This is a genomic window from Acidovorax sp. SRI_002 (assembly GCF_057586455.1).
The window spans coordinates 60,174-74,925 of the sequence record NZ_JBYCZW010000008.1; the positions used below are offsets into that span (position 1 = coordinate 60,174).

General features: G+C 66.9%; 18 protein-coding genes. 14 read left to right on the plus strand and 4 right to left on the minus strand.

Features of this window, described 5'->3' with window-relative positions; genetic code table 11:
* Nucleotides 1-43: 43 nt before the first annotated feature.
* A complete protein-coding gene (locus AC2YJX_RS21195) occupies nucleotides 44-1,279 on the plus strand; it encodes an HDOD domain-containing protein (RefSeq protein ID WP_487257190.1) in 1,236 nt (411 codons plus the stop codon).
* Nucleotides 1,280-1,426: 147 nt separating this feature from the next.
* On the opposite strand, the gene AC2YJX_RS21200 is transcribed toward AC2YJX_RS21195, so the two are convergent.
* Nucleotides 1,427-2,917, minus strand: coding sequence for an aminotransferase-like domain-containing protein (locus AC2YJX_RS21200; RefSeq protein WP_121421309.1), 1,491 nt, complete (start codon nucleotides 2,915-2,917; stop codon nucleotides 1,427-1,429).
* Between the two features lie 147 nt (nucleotides 2,918-3,064).
* On the opposite strand from AC2YJX_RS21200, the gene AC2YJX_RS21205 reads away from it, so the two are divergent.
* The 13 genes from AC2YJX_RS21205 (at nucleotide 3,065) to AC2YJX_RS21265 (ending at nucleotide 12,768) form a co-directional block, all read left to right on the plus strand.
* The gene (locus AC2YJX_RS21205) at nucleotides 3,065-3,679 is read left to right on the plus strand and encodes a LysE family translocator (protein WP_121421310.1); all 615 of its coding nucleotides are present in this window, start codon (nucleotides 3,065-3,067) and stop codon (nucleotides 3,677-3,679) included.
* Nucleotides 3,676-4,590 carry a DMT family transporter gene (locus AC2YJX_RS21210; protein WP_431150872.1) on the plus strand — a complete coding sequence of 305 codons (915 nt, stop codon included), beginning with the start codon at nucleotides 3,676-3,678 and terminating at the stop codon, nucleotides 4,588-4,590. Before AC2YJX_RS21205 ends, AC2YJX_RS21210 begins: the two co-directional genes overlap by 4 nt.
* Nucleotides 4,587-5,057 carry a RidA family protein gene (locus tag AC2YJX_RS21215; RefSeq protein WP_121421312.1) on the plus strand — a complete coding sequence of 157 codons (471 nt, stop codon included), beginning with the start codon at nucleotides 4,587-4,589 and terminating at the stop codon, nucleotides 5,055-5,057. The genes AC2YJX_RS21210 and AC2YJX_RS21215 overlap by 4 nt, the downstream gene beginning before the upstream one ends.
* Before the next feature lie 5 nt (nucleotides 5,058-5,062).
* Nucleotides 5,063-5,392 carry a DHCW motif cupin fold protein gene (locus tag AC2YJX_RS21220; protein WP_121421313.1) on the plus strand — a complete coding sequence of 110 codons (330 nt, stop codon included), beginning with the start codon at nucleotides 5,063-5,065 and terminating at the stop codon, nucleotides 5,390-5,392.
* 8 nt (nucleotides 5,393-5,400) lie between these two features.
* A complete protein-coding gene (locus AC2YJX_RS21225; protein ID WP_121421314.1) occupies nucleotides 5,401-5,736 on the plus strand; it encodes a cupin domain-containing protein in 336 nt (111 codons plus the stop codon).
* On the plus strand, nucleotides 5,733-6,935 hold the full coding sequence (locus tag AC2YJX_RS21230) for an aminotransferase-like domain-containing protein (protein ID WP_176887189.1): 1,203 nt from the start codon (nucleotides 5,733-5,735) through the stop codon (nucleotides 6,933-6,935). The genes AC2YJX_RS21225 and AC2YJX_RS21230 overlap by 4 nt, the downstream gene beginning before the upstream one ends.
* Nucleotides 6,936-7,104: 169 nt before the next feature.
* Nucleotides 7,105-7,731: a glutathione S-transferase gene (locus AC2YJX_RS21235; RefSeq protein ID WP_055398324.1), complete on the plus strand. Its 627-nt coding sequence runs from the start codon at nucleotides 7,105-7,107 to the stop codon at nucleotides 7,729-7,731.
* 14 nt (nucleotides 7,732-7,745) lie between these two features.
* Entirely contained in the window at nucleotides 7,746-8,609 is an 864-nt protein-coding gene (locus tag AC2YJX_RS21240; RefSeq protein ID WP_218301565.1) for a PhzF family phenazine biosynthesis protein, read from the plus strand.
* Between the two features lie 172 nt (nucleotides 8,610-8,781).
* Entirely contained in the window at nucleotides 8,782-9,657 is an 876-nt protein-coding gene (locus AC2YJX_RS21245) for a PhzF family phenazine biosynthesis protein (protein ID WP_487257191.1), read from the plus strand.
* Between the two features lie 29 nt (nucleotides 9,658-9,686).
* Nucleotides 9,687-10,373 (plus strand): VOC family protein, encoded by a 687-nt coding sequence (locus AC2YJX_RS21250; RefSeq protein WP_487257192.1) that lies wholly within the window; start codon nucleotides 9,687-9,689, stop codon nucleotides 10,371-10,373.
* Nucleotides 10,374-10,378: 5 nt separating this feature from the next.
* Complete coding sequence (locus AC2YJX_RS21255) at nucleotides 10,379-11,020, plus strand: LysE family translocator (RefSeq protein WP_121508429.1); 642 nt, start codon at nucleotides 10,379-10,381, stop codon at nucleotides 11,018-11,020.
* Nucleotides 11,017-12,000 carry a threonine dehydratase gene (locus AC2YJX_RS21260; protein WP_218301562.1) on the plus strand — a complete coding sequence of 328 codons (984 nt, stop codon included), beginning with the start codon at nucleotides 11,017-11,019 and terminating at the stop codon, nucleotides 11,998-12,000. The genes AC2YJX_RS21255 and AC2YJX_RS21260 overlap by 4 nt, the downstream gene beginning before the upstream one ends.
* Before the next feature lie 96 nt (nucleotides 12,001-12,096).
* Complete coding sequence (locus tag AC2YJX_RS21265) at nucleotides 12,097-12,768, plus strand: histidine phosphatase family protein (protein WP_055398330.1); 672 nt, start codon at nucleotides 12,097-12,099, stop codon at nucleotides 12,766-12,768.
* 177 nt (nucleotides 12,769-12,945) lie between these two features.
* Here the strand turns inward: AC2YJX_RS21265 and AC2YJX_RS21270 are convergent, their stop codons facing one another.
* The 3 genes from AC2YJX_RS21270 to AC2YJX_RS21280 are packed head-to-tail and all read right to left on the minus strand — an operon-like array spanning nucleotide 12,946 to nucleotide 14,696.
* Nucleotides 12,946-13,410 carry a GNAT family N-acetyltransferase gene (locus AC2YJX_RS21270; protein ID WP_436130800.1) on the minus strand — a complete coding sequence of 155 codons (465 nt, stop codon included), beginning with the start codon at nucleotides 13,408-13,410 and terminating at the stop codon, nucleotides 12,946-12,948.
* Between the two features lie 34 nt (nucleotides 13,411-13,444).
* On the minus strand, nucleotides 13,445-14,305 hold the full coding sequence (locus tag AC2YJX_RS21275; RefSeq protein ID WP_436130799.1) for a creatininase family protein: 861 nt from the start codon (nucleotides 14,303-14,305) through the stop codon (nucleotides 13,445-13,447).
* 31 nt (nucleotides 14,306-14,336) lie between these two features.
* Nucleotides 14,337-14,696, minus strand: a complete 360-nt coding sequence (locus AC2YJX_RS21280; RefSeq protein WP_055398333.1) for a hypothetical protein — start codon at nucleotides 14,694-14,696, stop codon at nucleotides 14,337-14,339.
* Between the last annotated feature and the right edge of the window lie 56 nt (nucleotides 14,697-14,752).

Consider the following 14,752-nt stretch of genomic DNA (forward strand, 5'->3'; position numbering starts at 1 on the left):
GGCGGGGACAGGCCCCAACGACGAGACAACCGCCTAAGAGCACATGGTCCAATCTGTCCTTGGCAGCCTGATTCTGGGTTACCGCCCTTTGTGGAACCGCGCCCGCAAGCTCGCGGCCATCCAGCTTTATGTGCACAGCGAGGCCTCGGCCCTGGTCGATACCGCCCACCTGCTGCGCACGCTGCAGGAGTTGTGGTCTGCCAGTTCTCCCCCGATTCTGCTGTCCCCCCAAAGCCACCAGCTGTTGTCCAACATGCTGGAGCACGCGCCACGTGGCGCGCCCTGGATCGAGGTGCGCGGCAACTGGCTGTCCGACTCCACCATCTATGCGCTGGTCAAGGCCGCCCACCAGCGGGGCCTGAAGCTCGTGTGGCGTGGCGAGCTGGGTCGGCTGCCCGAGCCCGACATTGCCCAGTGCTTTGACAACAGCCTGCTCACCCTGCGCCCCGAAGACGCCGTGGCGGCCCTGACGGCGGCCCCCGCCGCACGCCCTGGCGGCACCCCCACGCAGCCCGCGCGCACCACCAGCCCGGTGCTGGCCGGGCAGATGTACGAGAACATTGCCAGCCGCGCGCTCATGGAGCATTGCCTGGATCAGCACAACGCCCTGGCACTGGCCGGCTGGCCCACCGAAGATGTGCTCTACAGCCTGCGCCACCATCCCCAGCAGCCATCGCACGCGGTGATCTTCAAGCTCATGAAGGCCATCGACGCAGAGCAATCGCTGGAAACCTTTGAAGACATCATGGGCCAGGACCCGATCCTGGCGTACCGCTTCATGGTGTACACCAACTCTGCGGCCCTGGGCCTGCGCACCGGCATCGATTCGCTGCGCCGGGGCCTGGTGATGATGGGCTACGGCTCCATCAAGCGCTGGCTGTCTGACCAGCTGCCCCATGCCAGCACCGACCCGAACATGCAGCCGGTGCGCGAGGCCATGGTGATGCGTGCCCAACTCACCGCACAGCTGCTCGACGCGGGCGTGGAGAACGATCTGCGCCGCGAGATCTACCTGTGTGGCCTGCTGTCGCAGATCGACGACCTGCTGGGGGAGCCGCTTGGCACCATCCTGCGCCGTCTGCCCTTGTCTGAGCGCATCTATGACGCCACGGTGCTGCGCACCGGCCCCTACACCGGTGGCCTGCAGATGGCCTGCGCGCTGGAGACCGACGACGCCAGTGCCATTCGCAACCTCTGCGAGACGTTCGAGCTGGACCTGGAAGAGGTCAACCGCGCGCTGCTGCGGGTGCTGGCCGACCTGGAAGTAGAGAGAAGATAACCCCCCTGAGCCGCTGCGCGTCTTCCCCCAAGGGGGACGCCACCGGTGGCCCGGCAAAGCCGGTTCCACGGTGGCACTGGCTGGGGCCGCGCCAGTATTTGCCGACAGCGCCAGTCTGGGACATGGGCTCAAAGGCAGTGGGTCGGCTCACCGTGCCTGCTCATCGCGCACCCGCGCAAAAGTCTTCCAGAACTCCGCCTCCTGCGTGGTCGCAAAGTTGATGCGCATGAGGGTGCTGGGTTGGCGCTCTGCATGGAACAGCGCGCCCGGCGCCAGCAGGTAGCCCTCGTCGAGCATGCGCTGCGACAGCGCGTCGGTGTCCACCCCTGTCTCCACCCAGCCAAACAGGCCCACGGGCTCGGCTGCAAAGGTGCAGCCCGCGCCCAGCGCCAGCTTCACGCTGCGTGCACGCGCAGCGTCGAGCCGCGTACGGATGCGCTCGGCGTGGCGGCGCAGTTGGCCCTGTTCGATGCACAGGGCCAGGGCTTTTTCCAGCAGCGCGGGCGTGGTCAGCGTGGCCAGGAGTTTGGTGTCCAGCAATTGCTCCACCAGCGCGGGCGGTGCGGCCATGAAACCGATGCGCCAGTTGGGCGCGAGGATCTTGGCAAAGCCGCTCACGTAGATGGTGCGCTGCAGCCCATCGAGCGCCGTGAGGCGCGTGGCGTGCTCGGGCGCGATGTGGCTGTAGGTATCGTCCTCCACCACATGGAAGTTGTACTGGTTGGCCAGCTGCAGGATGCGATGCGCGCTGCCTGGAGACAGGCAGTAGCCCGTGGGGTTGTGGAACACGCTCACGCTCACGTAAAGCTTGGGCTGGTGCACCTCGCAGTACTTCGCCATGACCTCCAGGTCTGGCCCGTCGGCACGGCGCGGCACCGGCAGGATGTGCATGCCCAAAGCAGACAAGCGCGCAAACTCCACCGCCCAGCCGGGTTCCTCCACCATCACCGGGTCGCCCGGGCGCAGCAGCGTACGGCTCACGATGTCGAGCGCGTGCGTGGCACCCACGGTGGTGATGATGTTTTCGGGGGCCGCATGCACATTCAGCGTGGCCAGCTTCTTGGACAGCACCCGGCGCAGCCCCGTGTCGCCCAGAGGCTCGCCGTACTGCAGCGAAAAATCATTCAACGCGCGTGTGCTGGTCACCTTGCGCACAGCGGCGGGCATGAACGTGGACTCCAGCCAGGCAGGCGGAAACACGCCCATGCCGGGTTGCGGCTTGTCGCTGATCTTGTGGAACATGCCCCGAATCAGCGCCGTGGCGTTGACGGGCGGCGCCCCCCGCGCTGCACCGCGCCCGGCGCCCCGCGCGGCAAACCAGTGCGCGGTGCTCCAGTTGCCCATGGCACGCTCGACTTCCTGGGCGCCCGCGTCGTCGTCCTCAGCGCCCCTGTCCAGCAACCCGTTGGCCATCTCGCGCACAAAAAAGCCCCGGTTCTTGCGCGCCTCCACCAGCCCCTGCGCCAGCAATTGGTCGTACGCTGCAACCACAGTGGAAGGGCTCACGCCATGCTGCTGCGCGCACTGCCGCACCGAAGGCAGGCGCGCGCCGGGCGCCAGCAGCCGGTTGCGGATGCGCTCGCCGAAACGCGCCGACAGCTGCTCGGTCAGCGACTGGGTGGTGGTTTTCATCAGCATGGCGGTGTCCTTGTGTACTGTTATCGCAGCCAATACAGATCACGAACTGCGCTGCTTAACTGTACTGGTTGTGTACTGACATCGAAGATTACATTGAAGCCCAGGCGATGACAAGCCACCCGCCATAAAGCCCGGACCCACCTGCCCATGACCGCCCCCGAACTGACTGCCCTGCTGCTGTTCTGCACCGCGATGAGTTTTTCGCCGGGGCCCAACACCACCTTGTCCACTGCGCTGGCCGCGAACCTGGGCCTCAAGCGCGCCCTGCGCTTTTGCTTTGCAGTGCCCACAGGCTGGACGCTGCTCATGCTGGGCAGCGGCCTGGGCCTGGGCGCCCTGATCACCGGAGTGCCCGCGCTGCGCTGGGCCGTAACACTGCTGGGCGTGGCCTACATGCTCTGGCTGGCCTGGAAGCTCAGCAGGGCAGGCAAGATGACCGAGATCGACACCACGCGCCTGAACGTGACCTTCTGGCAGGGCGTGGGCCTGCAGTTCGTGAACATCAAGGCCTGGATGCTGGCGCTCACGCTCAGCGCGGGCTGGGTGGTCAACGCCGCAGGCCAGCCCTCGACCAATCCGGGCGAGCGCCTGGCCATCATCTGCGGGGTGATGATGGTGTTTGCGTTCACCAGCAACTTTGCCTACGCGCTCATCGGCTCGCTGCTGCGCCAGTGGCTGGCGCAGGGCCAGCGCCTGCTCTGGTTCAACCGCGCACTGGCCCTGGTGCTCGTTGCCACTGCCCTTTGGATGCTCGCGCTATGAACAACGCACAAGAACGCGAGGCGCTGGTCTGGGGGCTGGTGGGCGTCACCCTGTTTGCGGCCACGCTGCCGATGACCCGCCTCGCCGTGGGGCCCACCGACGCGCCGCAGCTGTCGCCCTGGTTCGTCACATTCGGCCGCGCTGCCGTGGCAGGGCTGCTGTCCATCGCCTACCTGTGGCTGCAGCATGCGCGCGGGCGCCTCAACCTGCCGCAGAAAGCAGAATGGCCGCTGCTGGCCATCACGGCCTTTGGCGTGATCGTGGGGTTTCCGCTGTTTCTGGCTCTGGCGCTGCGCCATGTGCCCAGCACGCATGGGGCCGTGGTCACCGCCTTGCTGCCACTGTCCACCGCCTTGCTCGGCGCGCTGTGGTATCGGCAAAGGCCCTCCGCCGGATTCTGGGCCTGCGCGGTGCTGGGCAGCAGCCTGGTGCTGGGCTTCATGGTGTGGCGTGCCGGCGGCATCTACCTGGGTGCAGCCAACATCTATCTGCTCATAGCCATGACCACGGGCGCGTTCGGCTACATCGGCGGCGCCCGCCTCACGCCAAGGCTCGGCGCCGAGCAGGTCATCTGCTGGGTACTGGTGTGCTCCCTGCCGCTGACCATTCCCATCGCCTGGTGGTTTGCACCGGCCATGCCCTCGGCCATCGGCGGCATGAGCTGGCTGGGCTTTGTCTACGTGGCGCTGTTCTCGATGTGGATCGGCTTCTTTGCCTGGTACCGGGCGCTGGCACTGGGTGCCGTGCGCGTGAGCCAGATCCAGCTGATCCAGCCGTTCCTGAGCCTGCTCTTCGCCGTGCCGCTGCTTGGAGAGCGGCTGGATACCGTCACGGTGGTGTTTGCACTGGCCGTGATCGCCACCGTATTTGTGGGCAAGAAGATGCCCGTTCACCAAGGAGCTGCCGCATGACCCCCATCACCCCAGAAGAACGCCTGCAGCAGCTGGGCCTGGTGTTGCCCGCCGTGACCGCACCCCGTGGCAACTTCGACGCCTATGTCCTCGACGGCAACACACTGTACCTGTCGGGCAAGGGCGCTCCCGCCCGCGAAGACATGGCCACCGTGCCCAAGGTGGGGCGCGAAATCAGCGCCGCAGAAGCCAGGGCCCATGCCCGCGAGGTGGGACTGCACCTGATCGCGACGATGAAGGCTGCACTGGGCGACCTCTCGCGGGTGCGCCGCGTGGTCAAGGTGCTGGGCATGGTCAACGCCACCCCCGACTTCATGCAGCACACCGAGGTCATCAACGGCTGCTCGGACCTGCTGGTCGAGGTGTTCGGCGACGCGGGGCGGCATGCGCGCTCTGCCGTGGGCGTAGGCTCCCTGCCGCGTGGCTTCGCGGTGGAGATTGAAGCGGTGGTTTCCGTGAAAGACTGACAGCCATGCAGATACACAACATCCCGTTTGCCACCACCGACTGGTCCAGCATTCCCCGCGAAGAAAAAAGCGCACAGGCAGGCCAGGCCTTCTGGCGCACGCAGCAGTTCGGCGACATGCGCGTGCGCATGGTGGAGTACACGGCCGGATACGTTTCGGACCACTGGTGTGTCAAGGGCCATGTGCTGCTGTGCCTCAGCGGAGAATTGCACACCGAGCTGGCCGACGGCCGCCGTTTCACGCTGACGCCGGGCTTGAGCTACCAGGTGGCGGACAACGCCGAGCCCCACCGTTCCAGCTCACCCCAAGGGGCAACCCTGTTCATCGTGGACTGACCAGGAAGATGGGAACGCCTGTGAAATACTCCGTGGAACACGCATTGCAGCAGCTACCTGGCCCGGGCGGTGAGCGGTTCGTGGAACTCTTGCGCCACGGCAGCATGCGCACGGAGCTGTATGCGCCACGCGGCCACGACCCGCAGCAGCCGCACGCGCAGGACGAGTTGTATTTCGTCCAGCGTGGAAGCGGAGAATTCGTGCAAGGTGAAGCCCGCCACCACTTTGCAGCCGGAGACGCCTTTTTTGTACCTGCGGGACAGCACCACCGCTTTGAGAATTTTTCTGACGACTTTGCAACATGGGTAGTCTTTTGGGGACCGCCCGGAGGAGAACGAGAGTGAAACTGAACGACCTTCCACAGACCAGCACCTGGACCCTGGCGCGCCGCGCCGAGCGCATGAACCCTTCGGTCATCCGCGAAATCCTCAAGGTCACGGAAAAGCCCGGCATCATCAGCCTGGCGGGCGGCCTGCCCTCGCCCAAGACTTTCCCGGTGTCGGCCTTTGCCGAAGCCTCGGCCGCCGTGCTGGCCAATGACGGCCCCGCTGCCCTGCAATACGCCGCCAGCGAAGGGTATGCCCCGCTGCGCCAGGCCATCGCGGACTTCCTGCCCTGGGATGTGGATGCCGACCAGGTGCTCATCACCACTGGCTCGCAGCAGGCGCTGGACCTGATCGCCAAGGTGCTGATCGACACCGACAGCCGCGTGCTGGTGGAAACACCCACCTACCTGGGCGCGCTGCAGGCCTTCACGCCCATGGAGCCTGCCGTGGTGTCCGTGGCCAGCGACGACGAAGGTGTGCTCATCGACGACCTGAAGGCCAAGGTGGGCACGGGTGCCAACAAGGCGCGCTTTTTGTACGTGCTGCCCAACTTCCAGAACCCCACGGGCCGCACCATGAGCGAAGCCCGCCGCGCCGCCCTGGTGCAGGCTGCCGCTGAACTGAACCTGCCGCTGGTAGAAGACAACCCCTACGGCGACCTGTGGTTTGACAACCCGCCACCCGCGCCGCTGACGGCCCGCAACCCTGAAGGCTGCATCTACATGGGCTCGTTCTCCAAGGTGCTGGCACCCGGCCTGCGCCTGGGTTTTGTGGTGGCGCCCAAGGCGGTTTACCCCAAGCTGCTGCAGGCCAAGCAGGCCGCCGACCTGCACACGCCCGGCTACAACCAGCGCCTGGTGGCCGAGGTGATGAAGGGCAATTTCCTGGACCGCCATGTGCCCACCATCCGCGCGCTGTACAAGCAGCAGTGCGAGGCCATGCTGGCCGCGCTCGACAAGGAAATGCAGGGCCTCGGTGTGCAGTGGAACCGCCCCGATGGCGGCATGTTCCTGTGGGTGCGCTTGCCCGAAGGCATGAGTGCCGTCGAACTGCTGCCCAAGGCGGTGGAGCGCAACGTGGCCTTCGTGCCCGGCGCGGCGTTTTATGCCGACAACGCCGACCCGCGCACACTGCGCCTGTCGTTCGTCACGTCGACGGTAGAGCAGATTGCCACCGGCATTGCTGCGCTGGCAGCGGCCATCCGCGATAACAAGTGAACAACCCCCTGTGGCGCTGCGCGCCTTCCCCCTTCTCTGACATCGCTGTGCGATGCGGAAGGGGGACGTCGCCAGCGCGGCGGGGCGGCCCTTGCGCGGCGGCCGCTGGCCGGGCCACGCCCGCTTCATACATCACAGTTCGTTCAACGCACATGAAAGTTGATTCAACATGCTGAGGCTCTGGGGGCGCCTGTCGTCCATCAACGTGCGCAAGGTGGTGTGGGCTGCGCAAGAACTCGGCATCACGGTGCAGCGCACCGACGCGGGCGGCCAGTTCGGGCTGGTGCGCGAGGCCGACTATCTGCAGCGCAATCCCAATGGCCTGGTGCCGCTGATGGAAGACGACGAGACCAGCACCGTGTTGTGGGAATCCAACCCCATCGTGCGCTACTTGTGCGCGCGGCACTCGCCGGGCGAGCTGTACCCTGAAACCTTGCGTGAGCGCTTTGTGGCCGAGCAGTGGATGGACTGGCAGCAGACCACACTGAACCCGGCCGGGCGCGATGCCTTTGTGCAGTGGATACGCACCCCAGCGGCCCAGCGGGACGACGGGCTGATTGCAGCATCCGTGGCGGCCACGGAGCCTCTGATGGGACTGCTGGATGCGCATCTGGCGCGCCAGCCCTTCATGGCGGGCGACCGGTTCACCATGGCGGACATCCCTGTGGCCTGCGAGATCCACCGCTGGTGGGGCCTGCCACAAGAACGTGTGGCGCGCCCTCACCTGGAGCGGTGGTACAACACGGTCAGCACCCGGCCCGGCGCACGCGGGGTGCTGGACCAGCCCCTGTCGTGATCCCGGAGCCCCCCATGCACCAGCGTCCCTTCAAGCAAATCGATGTGTTCAGCGATCGCCCGGGTTTTGGCAACCCGGTCGCCGTGGTGCTGGATGCAGAGGGCCTGAGCGACAGCGACATGCGCCGCTTTGCGGCGTGGACCAACCTGTCGGAAACTACCTTTCTGCTGCCCGCCACCGAGGCCGGGCGCGCCGCGGGTGCCGACTACCGCCTGCGCATCTTCAGCCCCAATGGCGAACTGCCCTTTGCGGGACACCCCACGCTGGGCACCTGCCACGCGTGGCTGCAGGCGGGCAACACGCCACGCCAGCAGGGCATGGTGATCCAGGAGTGCGCGCTGGGTTTGGTGCGTATTGCGCAGGCCGATGGCACCCTGGCCTTTGCCGCCCCGCCCCTGAAGCGCAGCGCGCCCAGCCCGGCCCTGGTGCCGCTGATTGCGAGCGCGCTGGGCCTGCGCCCCCCGCAGATCCTGGGGGCACAACTGCTGGACAACGGCCCAGTGTGGCTGGGCCTGCTGCTCGACAGCGCAGACACCGTGCTGGGCCTGCGGCCGGACCACGCGCGCCTGAAAGATCTGGGGCAGGACGTGGGCGTGATCCATGTCGGCCCCACCGCCAGCGACACCGCCCAGCCCGGCGTGGTGGTGCGCGCCTTTGCCGCCCCCATGGGCAACCCCGAAGACCCGGTCACCGGCACCTTGAACGCCAGCTTGGCCGAGTGGCTGGTCGCCGATGGCCTGGCGCCACGCAGCTATCTGGTCGCCCAGGGTGAATGCCTGGGCCGCGCCGGCCGCGTGCACATCCGCCAGGACGACGATCACCAGATCTGGGTGGGCGGGCGTGCAGTCACCTGCATCGAGGGCACGGTGCTGCTATGAATTTGATGGTTTCCGTGCCGCGCCCCAGCGGCTGAACTTCACGCCTGCGGGCTCCTGACGGGGCCTACCGAATCCACACCAAAAACACCGGGCAACACACCCGGTAAGCCCCCGGCGTGCCTCCACCGTCACCTCACTGGCCGCATCACCGATTTTTCTACCAAGGACCACCATGCAACAGCGCCCCTTCCAACAAGTCGATGTTTTCACCGCCCAGGCCTACCGGGGCAACCCGCTGGCCGTGGTGCTCGATGGCACGGGCCTGTCCACCGAGACCATGCAGGAGTTCACGAACTGGACCAACCTGTCCGAAGCCACCTTCTTGTTGCCACCCACTCCCGAAGGCCGCGCCGCCGGTGCCGACTACCGCGTGCGCATCTTCTGCCCCGGGCGCGAGCTGCCTTTTGCCGGCCACCCCACGCTGGGCAGCTGCCACGCCTGGCTGCAGGCCGGGGGCAAGCCCCAGGTGGCGGGCAAGGTGGTGCAGGAATGTGGCGTGGGCCTGGTCACGCTGCGCCAGGATGGCGACCGCCTGGCTTTTGCCGCGCCTGCATTGATCAAAAGCGGACCGCTGGCGGAAGACGACGTGGCCTTGATTGCCAGGGGCCTGGGGGTGGACCGCAGCGACATCCTGCACCACGCCTGGTGCGACAACGGCCCCAACTGGCGCGGGGTGATGCTGCGCTCGGCTGAGCAGGTGCTGGCGCTCAAGCCCGACGCCAGCATCCTCGGCCAGCTCGATGTGGGCGTGGTGGGACCGCGCGGAAAAGTGGGTGTCATCGGCAGCACGGACGCAGAAGGCATCGCCTTCGAGGTGCGCGCTTTTTTCCCCGGCAACAACGGCCTGGCCGAAGACCCCGTCACCGGCAGCCTGAATGCCGCGCTGGCGCAGTGGCTCATCGGCGCCGGGCTGGCCCCCACGCAGTATGTGGCCGCCCAAGGCACCTGCCTGGGGCGCGCCGGGCGGGTGTACGTGCAGCAGGACGGCGACACCATCTGGGTGGGCGGGAGCTCGGTCACCTGCGTGTCGGGCGAGGTGCAGCTGTGACCACGGCCATCCCCCAGCACCCACCCTGCGTGGACCATCTGGTTGTGTTGGCTACGGACCTTGCCAGCGGCGTGGCGTGGTGCGAGCGCACGCTGGGCATCACCCCCACGGCGGGCGGTGAACACCCGCTGATGGGCACACACAACCGCATCATCAACGTCTCTAGCCCGGCGCATTCGCGCGTCTATCTGGAGATCATTGCTATCAACTCAGGAGCATCCCCCGCAATACCAGCGGGCGCAAGGCGCTGGTTTGACATGGACGATGCGGCTCTGCAGCAGCAGGTGGCAGCGCACGGCCCGCAGCTCATCCACTGGGTGGCCTCCGTGCCCGACGTGGCCGAGCGGTGTGCCGCGCTGGGGGCGCTCGACATCGAGCGTGGCGCCATCGTCACCGCCAGCCGGCCCACGCCAAACGGCCTGCTGCAATGGCAGATCACCGTGCGCGACGATGGCCTGCGCCTCATGGACGGCTGCCTGCCCACCCTCATCCAGTGGGGCGGCGTGCACCCGTGCAGCAGCCTGCCCGCCAGTGGTGTGCAACTGCAGCAGCTCGCACTACAGCATCCGCAGGCCGCCACGCTGCAGGCCGCGTGCGAAGCGGTGGGGGTAGCAAACTGCGTCGCCGTCACACCCGGCGACACGCCCCAGCTCACCGCTCAGCTCAGCACGCCACGGGGTCCGGTCACCCTCTCGTCGTTCACCCCTCAGGAGTAACCGCCATGCTTTTCTCTGTACAGGAACTGCTGCTCTTCACACTCGCCGCGCTGGTACTGGTGCTCACGCCGGGCCCCAACATGGTGTATTGCGTTTCGCGCAGCCTCACCCAGGGGCCGCGCGCCGGGCTTGTCTCGCTGACCGGAGTGGTGCTGGGTTTTGTCGTGCACCTGCTGGCAGCGGCGCTGGGCCTCACAGCGCTGCTCGCCGCCGTGCCACTGGCGTTTGACGCCATCCGCTACGCCGGTGCCGCCTACCTGCTGTGGATGGCCTGGCAGGCCGTCAAACCCGGCGGCGCTGCTCCCTTCGAGGCGCGCAACCTGCCGCACGACAGCCCGCGCACGCTGTTCCTGATGGGCTTCATGACCAACCTCCTGAACCCCAAGGTGGCCATGTTCTACCTGTCGTTCTTCCCGCAGTTCCTGCACCCCGAGCGCGGCCAGCTGCTGCAACAAAGCCTGACGCTGGGCGCGGTGCAGATCAGCACCAGTGCCGCCGTGAACGCGCTGCTGGTGCTGGGCGCCGCGCGCGTGGCGCTGTTCCTCAACCGCAATGCTGCATGGATGCGCGCCCAGCGCTATTTCATGGGCACCGTCCTGGGTCTGCTCGCCCTCAAACTGTTGACTGAAAAGAAAGCCGCCGCATGAACACCCGCCTCGACCCCACCGCCCTGCTACCCACCCTGGCCGACATCGAAGCCGCTGCCGAGGTGGTGTACCGCGACTTCGCCGCCACGCCCCAGTACCGCTGGGGCCTGCTCAGCCAGCGCCTGGGCACCGATTGCTGGCTCAAGCACGAGAACCACACGCCCGTGGGCGCCTTCAAGATCCGCGGCGGGCTGACCTACTTTGACCAGCTCGCACAACACGGCTCGCTGCCCATGGAAGTGATCAGCGCCACACGCGGCAACCACGGCCAAAGCATGGGCTGGGCCGCGCGCCGCCACGGCGTGGCCTGCACCATCGTCGTGCCACGCGGCAATTCGGTCGAGAAAAATGCTGCCATGCGCGCACTGGGCGTCACGCTCATCGAACACGGCGACGACTTCCAGGAAGCGCGCGAACACGCCATCCAGCTCGCGGCCCAGCGCGGCGCCCACATGGTGCCCAGCTTCCACCCCGACCTGCTGCGCGGCGTGAGCACGTATTGGTGGGAGTTCTTGCGCGCCGTGCCTCAGCTCGACGTGGTGTATGTGCCCATCGGCCAAGGCTCGGGTGCGTGCTCGGCCATCGCGGCCAAGCTGGCCCTGCAGCACTCGGTGCGCGTGGTCGGCGTTGTGAGCAGCCACGCCACCACGTACGCCGATTCGCTGGCCGCCGGCCGCGTGGTCGAGGCGCCCGTCACCACCCAGCTCGCCGACGGCATGGCCTGCCGCGTGGCCGACCCCGAAGCCCTGGCCGTGATGGCCCCGCACATCGACCATATCGTGCAGGTAAGCGATACCGAAGTGGCCGCCGCCATGCGCGCCTTGTTCACTGACACGCACAACGTGGCCGAGGGTGCAGGCGCTGCGGCGCTGGCGGCAGCGCTGCAGGAACGCGACCAGCTCCAGGGCTTGCATGTGGGCCTGGCGTTGACAGGCGGCAACGTGGACGCGCCGATGTTCAGCAGCGTTCTGGCAGGCTGATCCCGTTGCACACACAAGCTACCACGCTATTCATTCAGTAGCATTGGTCGCTTGTGTGACAAGCGCCAGGGCCCTGTTCTGGCCACAATCCGCCGCATGGGAACCCTCTACCTCGTGCGCCACGGCCAGGCCTCGTTTGGCGCAGATGACTATGACGTGCTCAGCGCGCGCGGGCGCGAACAGGCCGTGCGCCTGGGCGAATACTGGCGAGCGCGGGGTATGGCGTTCGACGCCGTCATCACCGGCACGCTGCGCCGCCACACGCAAACGCTGGAAGGCATTGCCGAAGGCTTGCAGGCCATGCCCCAAGTGCTTCAATTGCCGGGCCTCAACGAATACGACAGCCACGCACTCATCGCGGCCATCCACCCCCAGCCGCTGGGCAAAGCCGACACGCCCGAGTTGTACCGCGCGCACTTTCGCATCCTGTGCGACGCGCTGGCGCAGTGGATGGCGGGCGTCATCAGCCCGCAGGGCATGCCGACGTGGAACGAATTTTCTGCTGGCGTGCGCGCTGCGCTCGACCATGTGCGCCACCACCACGCGGGCCACAACGTGCTGCTGGTAAGCAGTGGCGGCCCCATTTCCACGGCCGTGGGCGAGGTGCTGGGCACCGCACCCGAGGTGACCATTGCGCTGAACATGCGCATCCGCAACAGCGCGGTGACGGAGTTCTCGATCTCGCCCAAGCGGCTGATGCTGCAGACGTTCAACACGCTGCCGCACCTGAACGAGCTGGAGCATGCGGGATGGGTGACGCATGCTTGACGCCTGCGGTCGGAATTTTGGGTGTTTTTGGCTTCTAGCGCCTATTGGACAAGCGCTAAAAGCTATGTAATTTATAGCAAACTGACATTCCTGCCCCCCAAACTCCGCCAGGCAGCAGCACCGCGACTCCAGGCCGCTCCCACACCGGAATCCGTGTTGGGGGACCTTACCGCCCCTCTACAAATTCAGCGCCAGAAACCGGGTTCCCGGCACCGGGTTGAAGCTCACGGGCTCAGCCGTGACAAAGCCCAAGGATTCATAGAGCCTTTGGGCCGCGACAAATTCGGGAAGCACGTCCAGGCACATGCGCCGGTAGCCGGCCTCCCTCGCGACGCGCAGCATCTCCTCGACCAGCTTCCGCCCCAGATCCATCCCCCGGGCCACAGGCCGCACATACACGCGCTTCAACTCGCAGGTGCCGTCCTCCACACGGCGCAGGGCCGCACAGCCCACCACACGGCCCTCGACGACGGCCAGCAGGACACCGCCATCGGGCTCCGCGTACTTGCCGGGCAGCTCCGCGAACTCCTGCTCATAGTCCTGAAAATCGAGATTGGCGGTCGGACTCTGGACGTACTCGCGAAAGATCGCGGTGACTGCGGGGAGATCGTCGGGGAAGATGGCGCGCCGGATCGTGGTCATGCGGGGACGGACGGGAGGGGTTGCGCAAATGCGCTCATTCGGTCTCGGGGCGCACAGTCTGCAGCGGCAGGTGCACCAGCTCCTGCAGCAGCGCCACCAATTGCCCCGCCGCAGCGTCCACCACCGCCTGCCCTTTGTCGGCCGTGGCTCCAGCCGCATTGCCCACCGCACCGGCCGGGTGGTAGTCCTGCATCTGCCAGCCCAGCTTGGCGCTTTTGCCGTTGCCCAGAATGGCGTAGCGCTCCGACCGGTCCTGCGACGTGGAGCGGAAATCCCGCGCATGTTCCATGTGCACCGCGCCGGGTGCCAAGTGCAGCATCATCGAGGTCTCGATCTCGCCCGCGTGGATGCCAAAGCGGTGCTCCTGGGCGCTGAACTGGCCCGCCACCGCCTCGGGCAGCGGCAGGCTGAACCAGCTGGCGCTGTAGACGATCAGGTCGCAGCGCGTGCGCAGCTCGCGCGCGACGATGTCCATCACGCTCACCTGGCCGCCGTGGCCGTTGAACAGCAGCAGCTTCTTGACGCCCGCACGGGCCACACATTCTCCGATCTCGGTCCACAGTGCAATCACCGTGGCTGGAGACAGCGTGAGCGTGCCCGGAAAGCGGATGTGCTCCGGGCTCAGGCCCACGTTCTGTGACGGTAAAAACAGCACGGGCAGGTCGGCAGGCAGTTGCGGCAATGCAGCGTCGATCACGCCCTGCAGTAGCGTGGCGTCCACCGACAGCGGCAGGTGCGGGCCATGCTGCTCGACGGCGGCCACGGGCAACACCGCCACGACCTGATCGGCCTGGCCGCTGTGCTGCAGCGCGGCAAAGTCGCGGGTGGACAGGTCGGCCCAGAAGCGCGAGGGCAAGGAGAGTGGTGCAGATTGGGGCGCGGCGGCAGCGGTCATGCCGCGATGTTAGGGCCTGTTCCGGGGCGCGTCACTTCAGCGCCATCTTGCCCAGCCACACCAGCAGGTGTGCCACGCCCATCACCAGCAGAGCGGTGGATGCCAGCCCACTGGCCCAGCTGCCCAGGCCACGGCGGCGCTGCCAGGCGCGTACCACCAGAGCCACCACCCAGCCCACCGCTGCCAGCCCGGCCCACAGCATCCACAACAGCCCCACGCCCAGGCAGCCAAAGCTCTCGCAGTACAGCGAGAAGGTGTAGTAGGACAGGCCCCCCAATGCCACGCAAAGCCCCAGCAACAGCACGTCCAGCGTGCGCGAGACCCACACCGCCCTGCGCGAAAGCGGGGCCGAAGAAGACGACTGTGGCGATGAGGGCAAGGGCGTGTTCATGAAAAACCGAAGGTGGAGCGGCGCGGGATGATGCGTGGCAGAAACCCCTGCAGCCC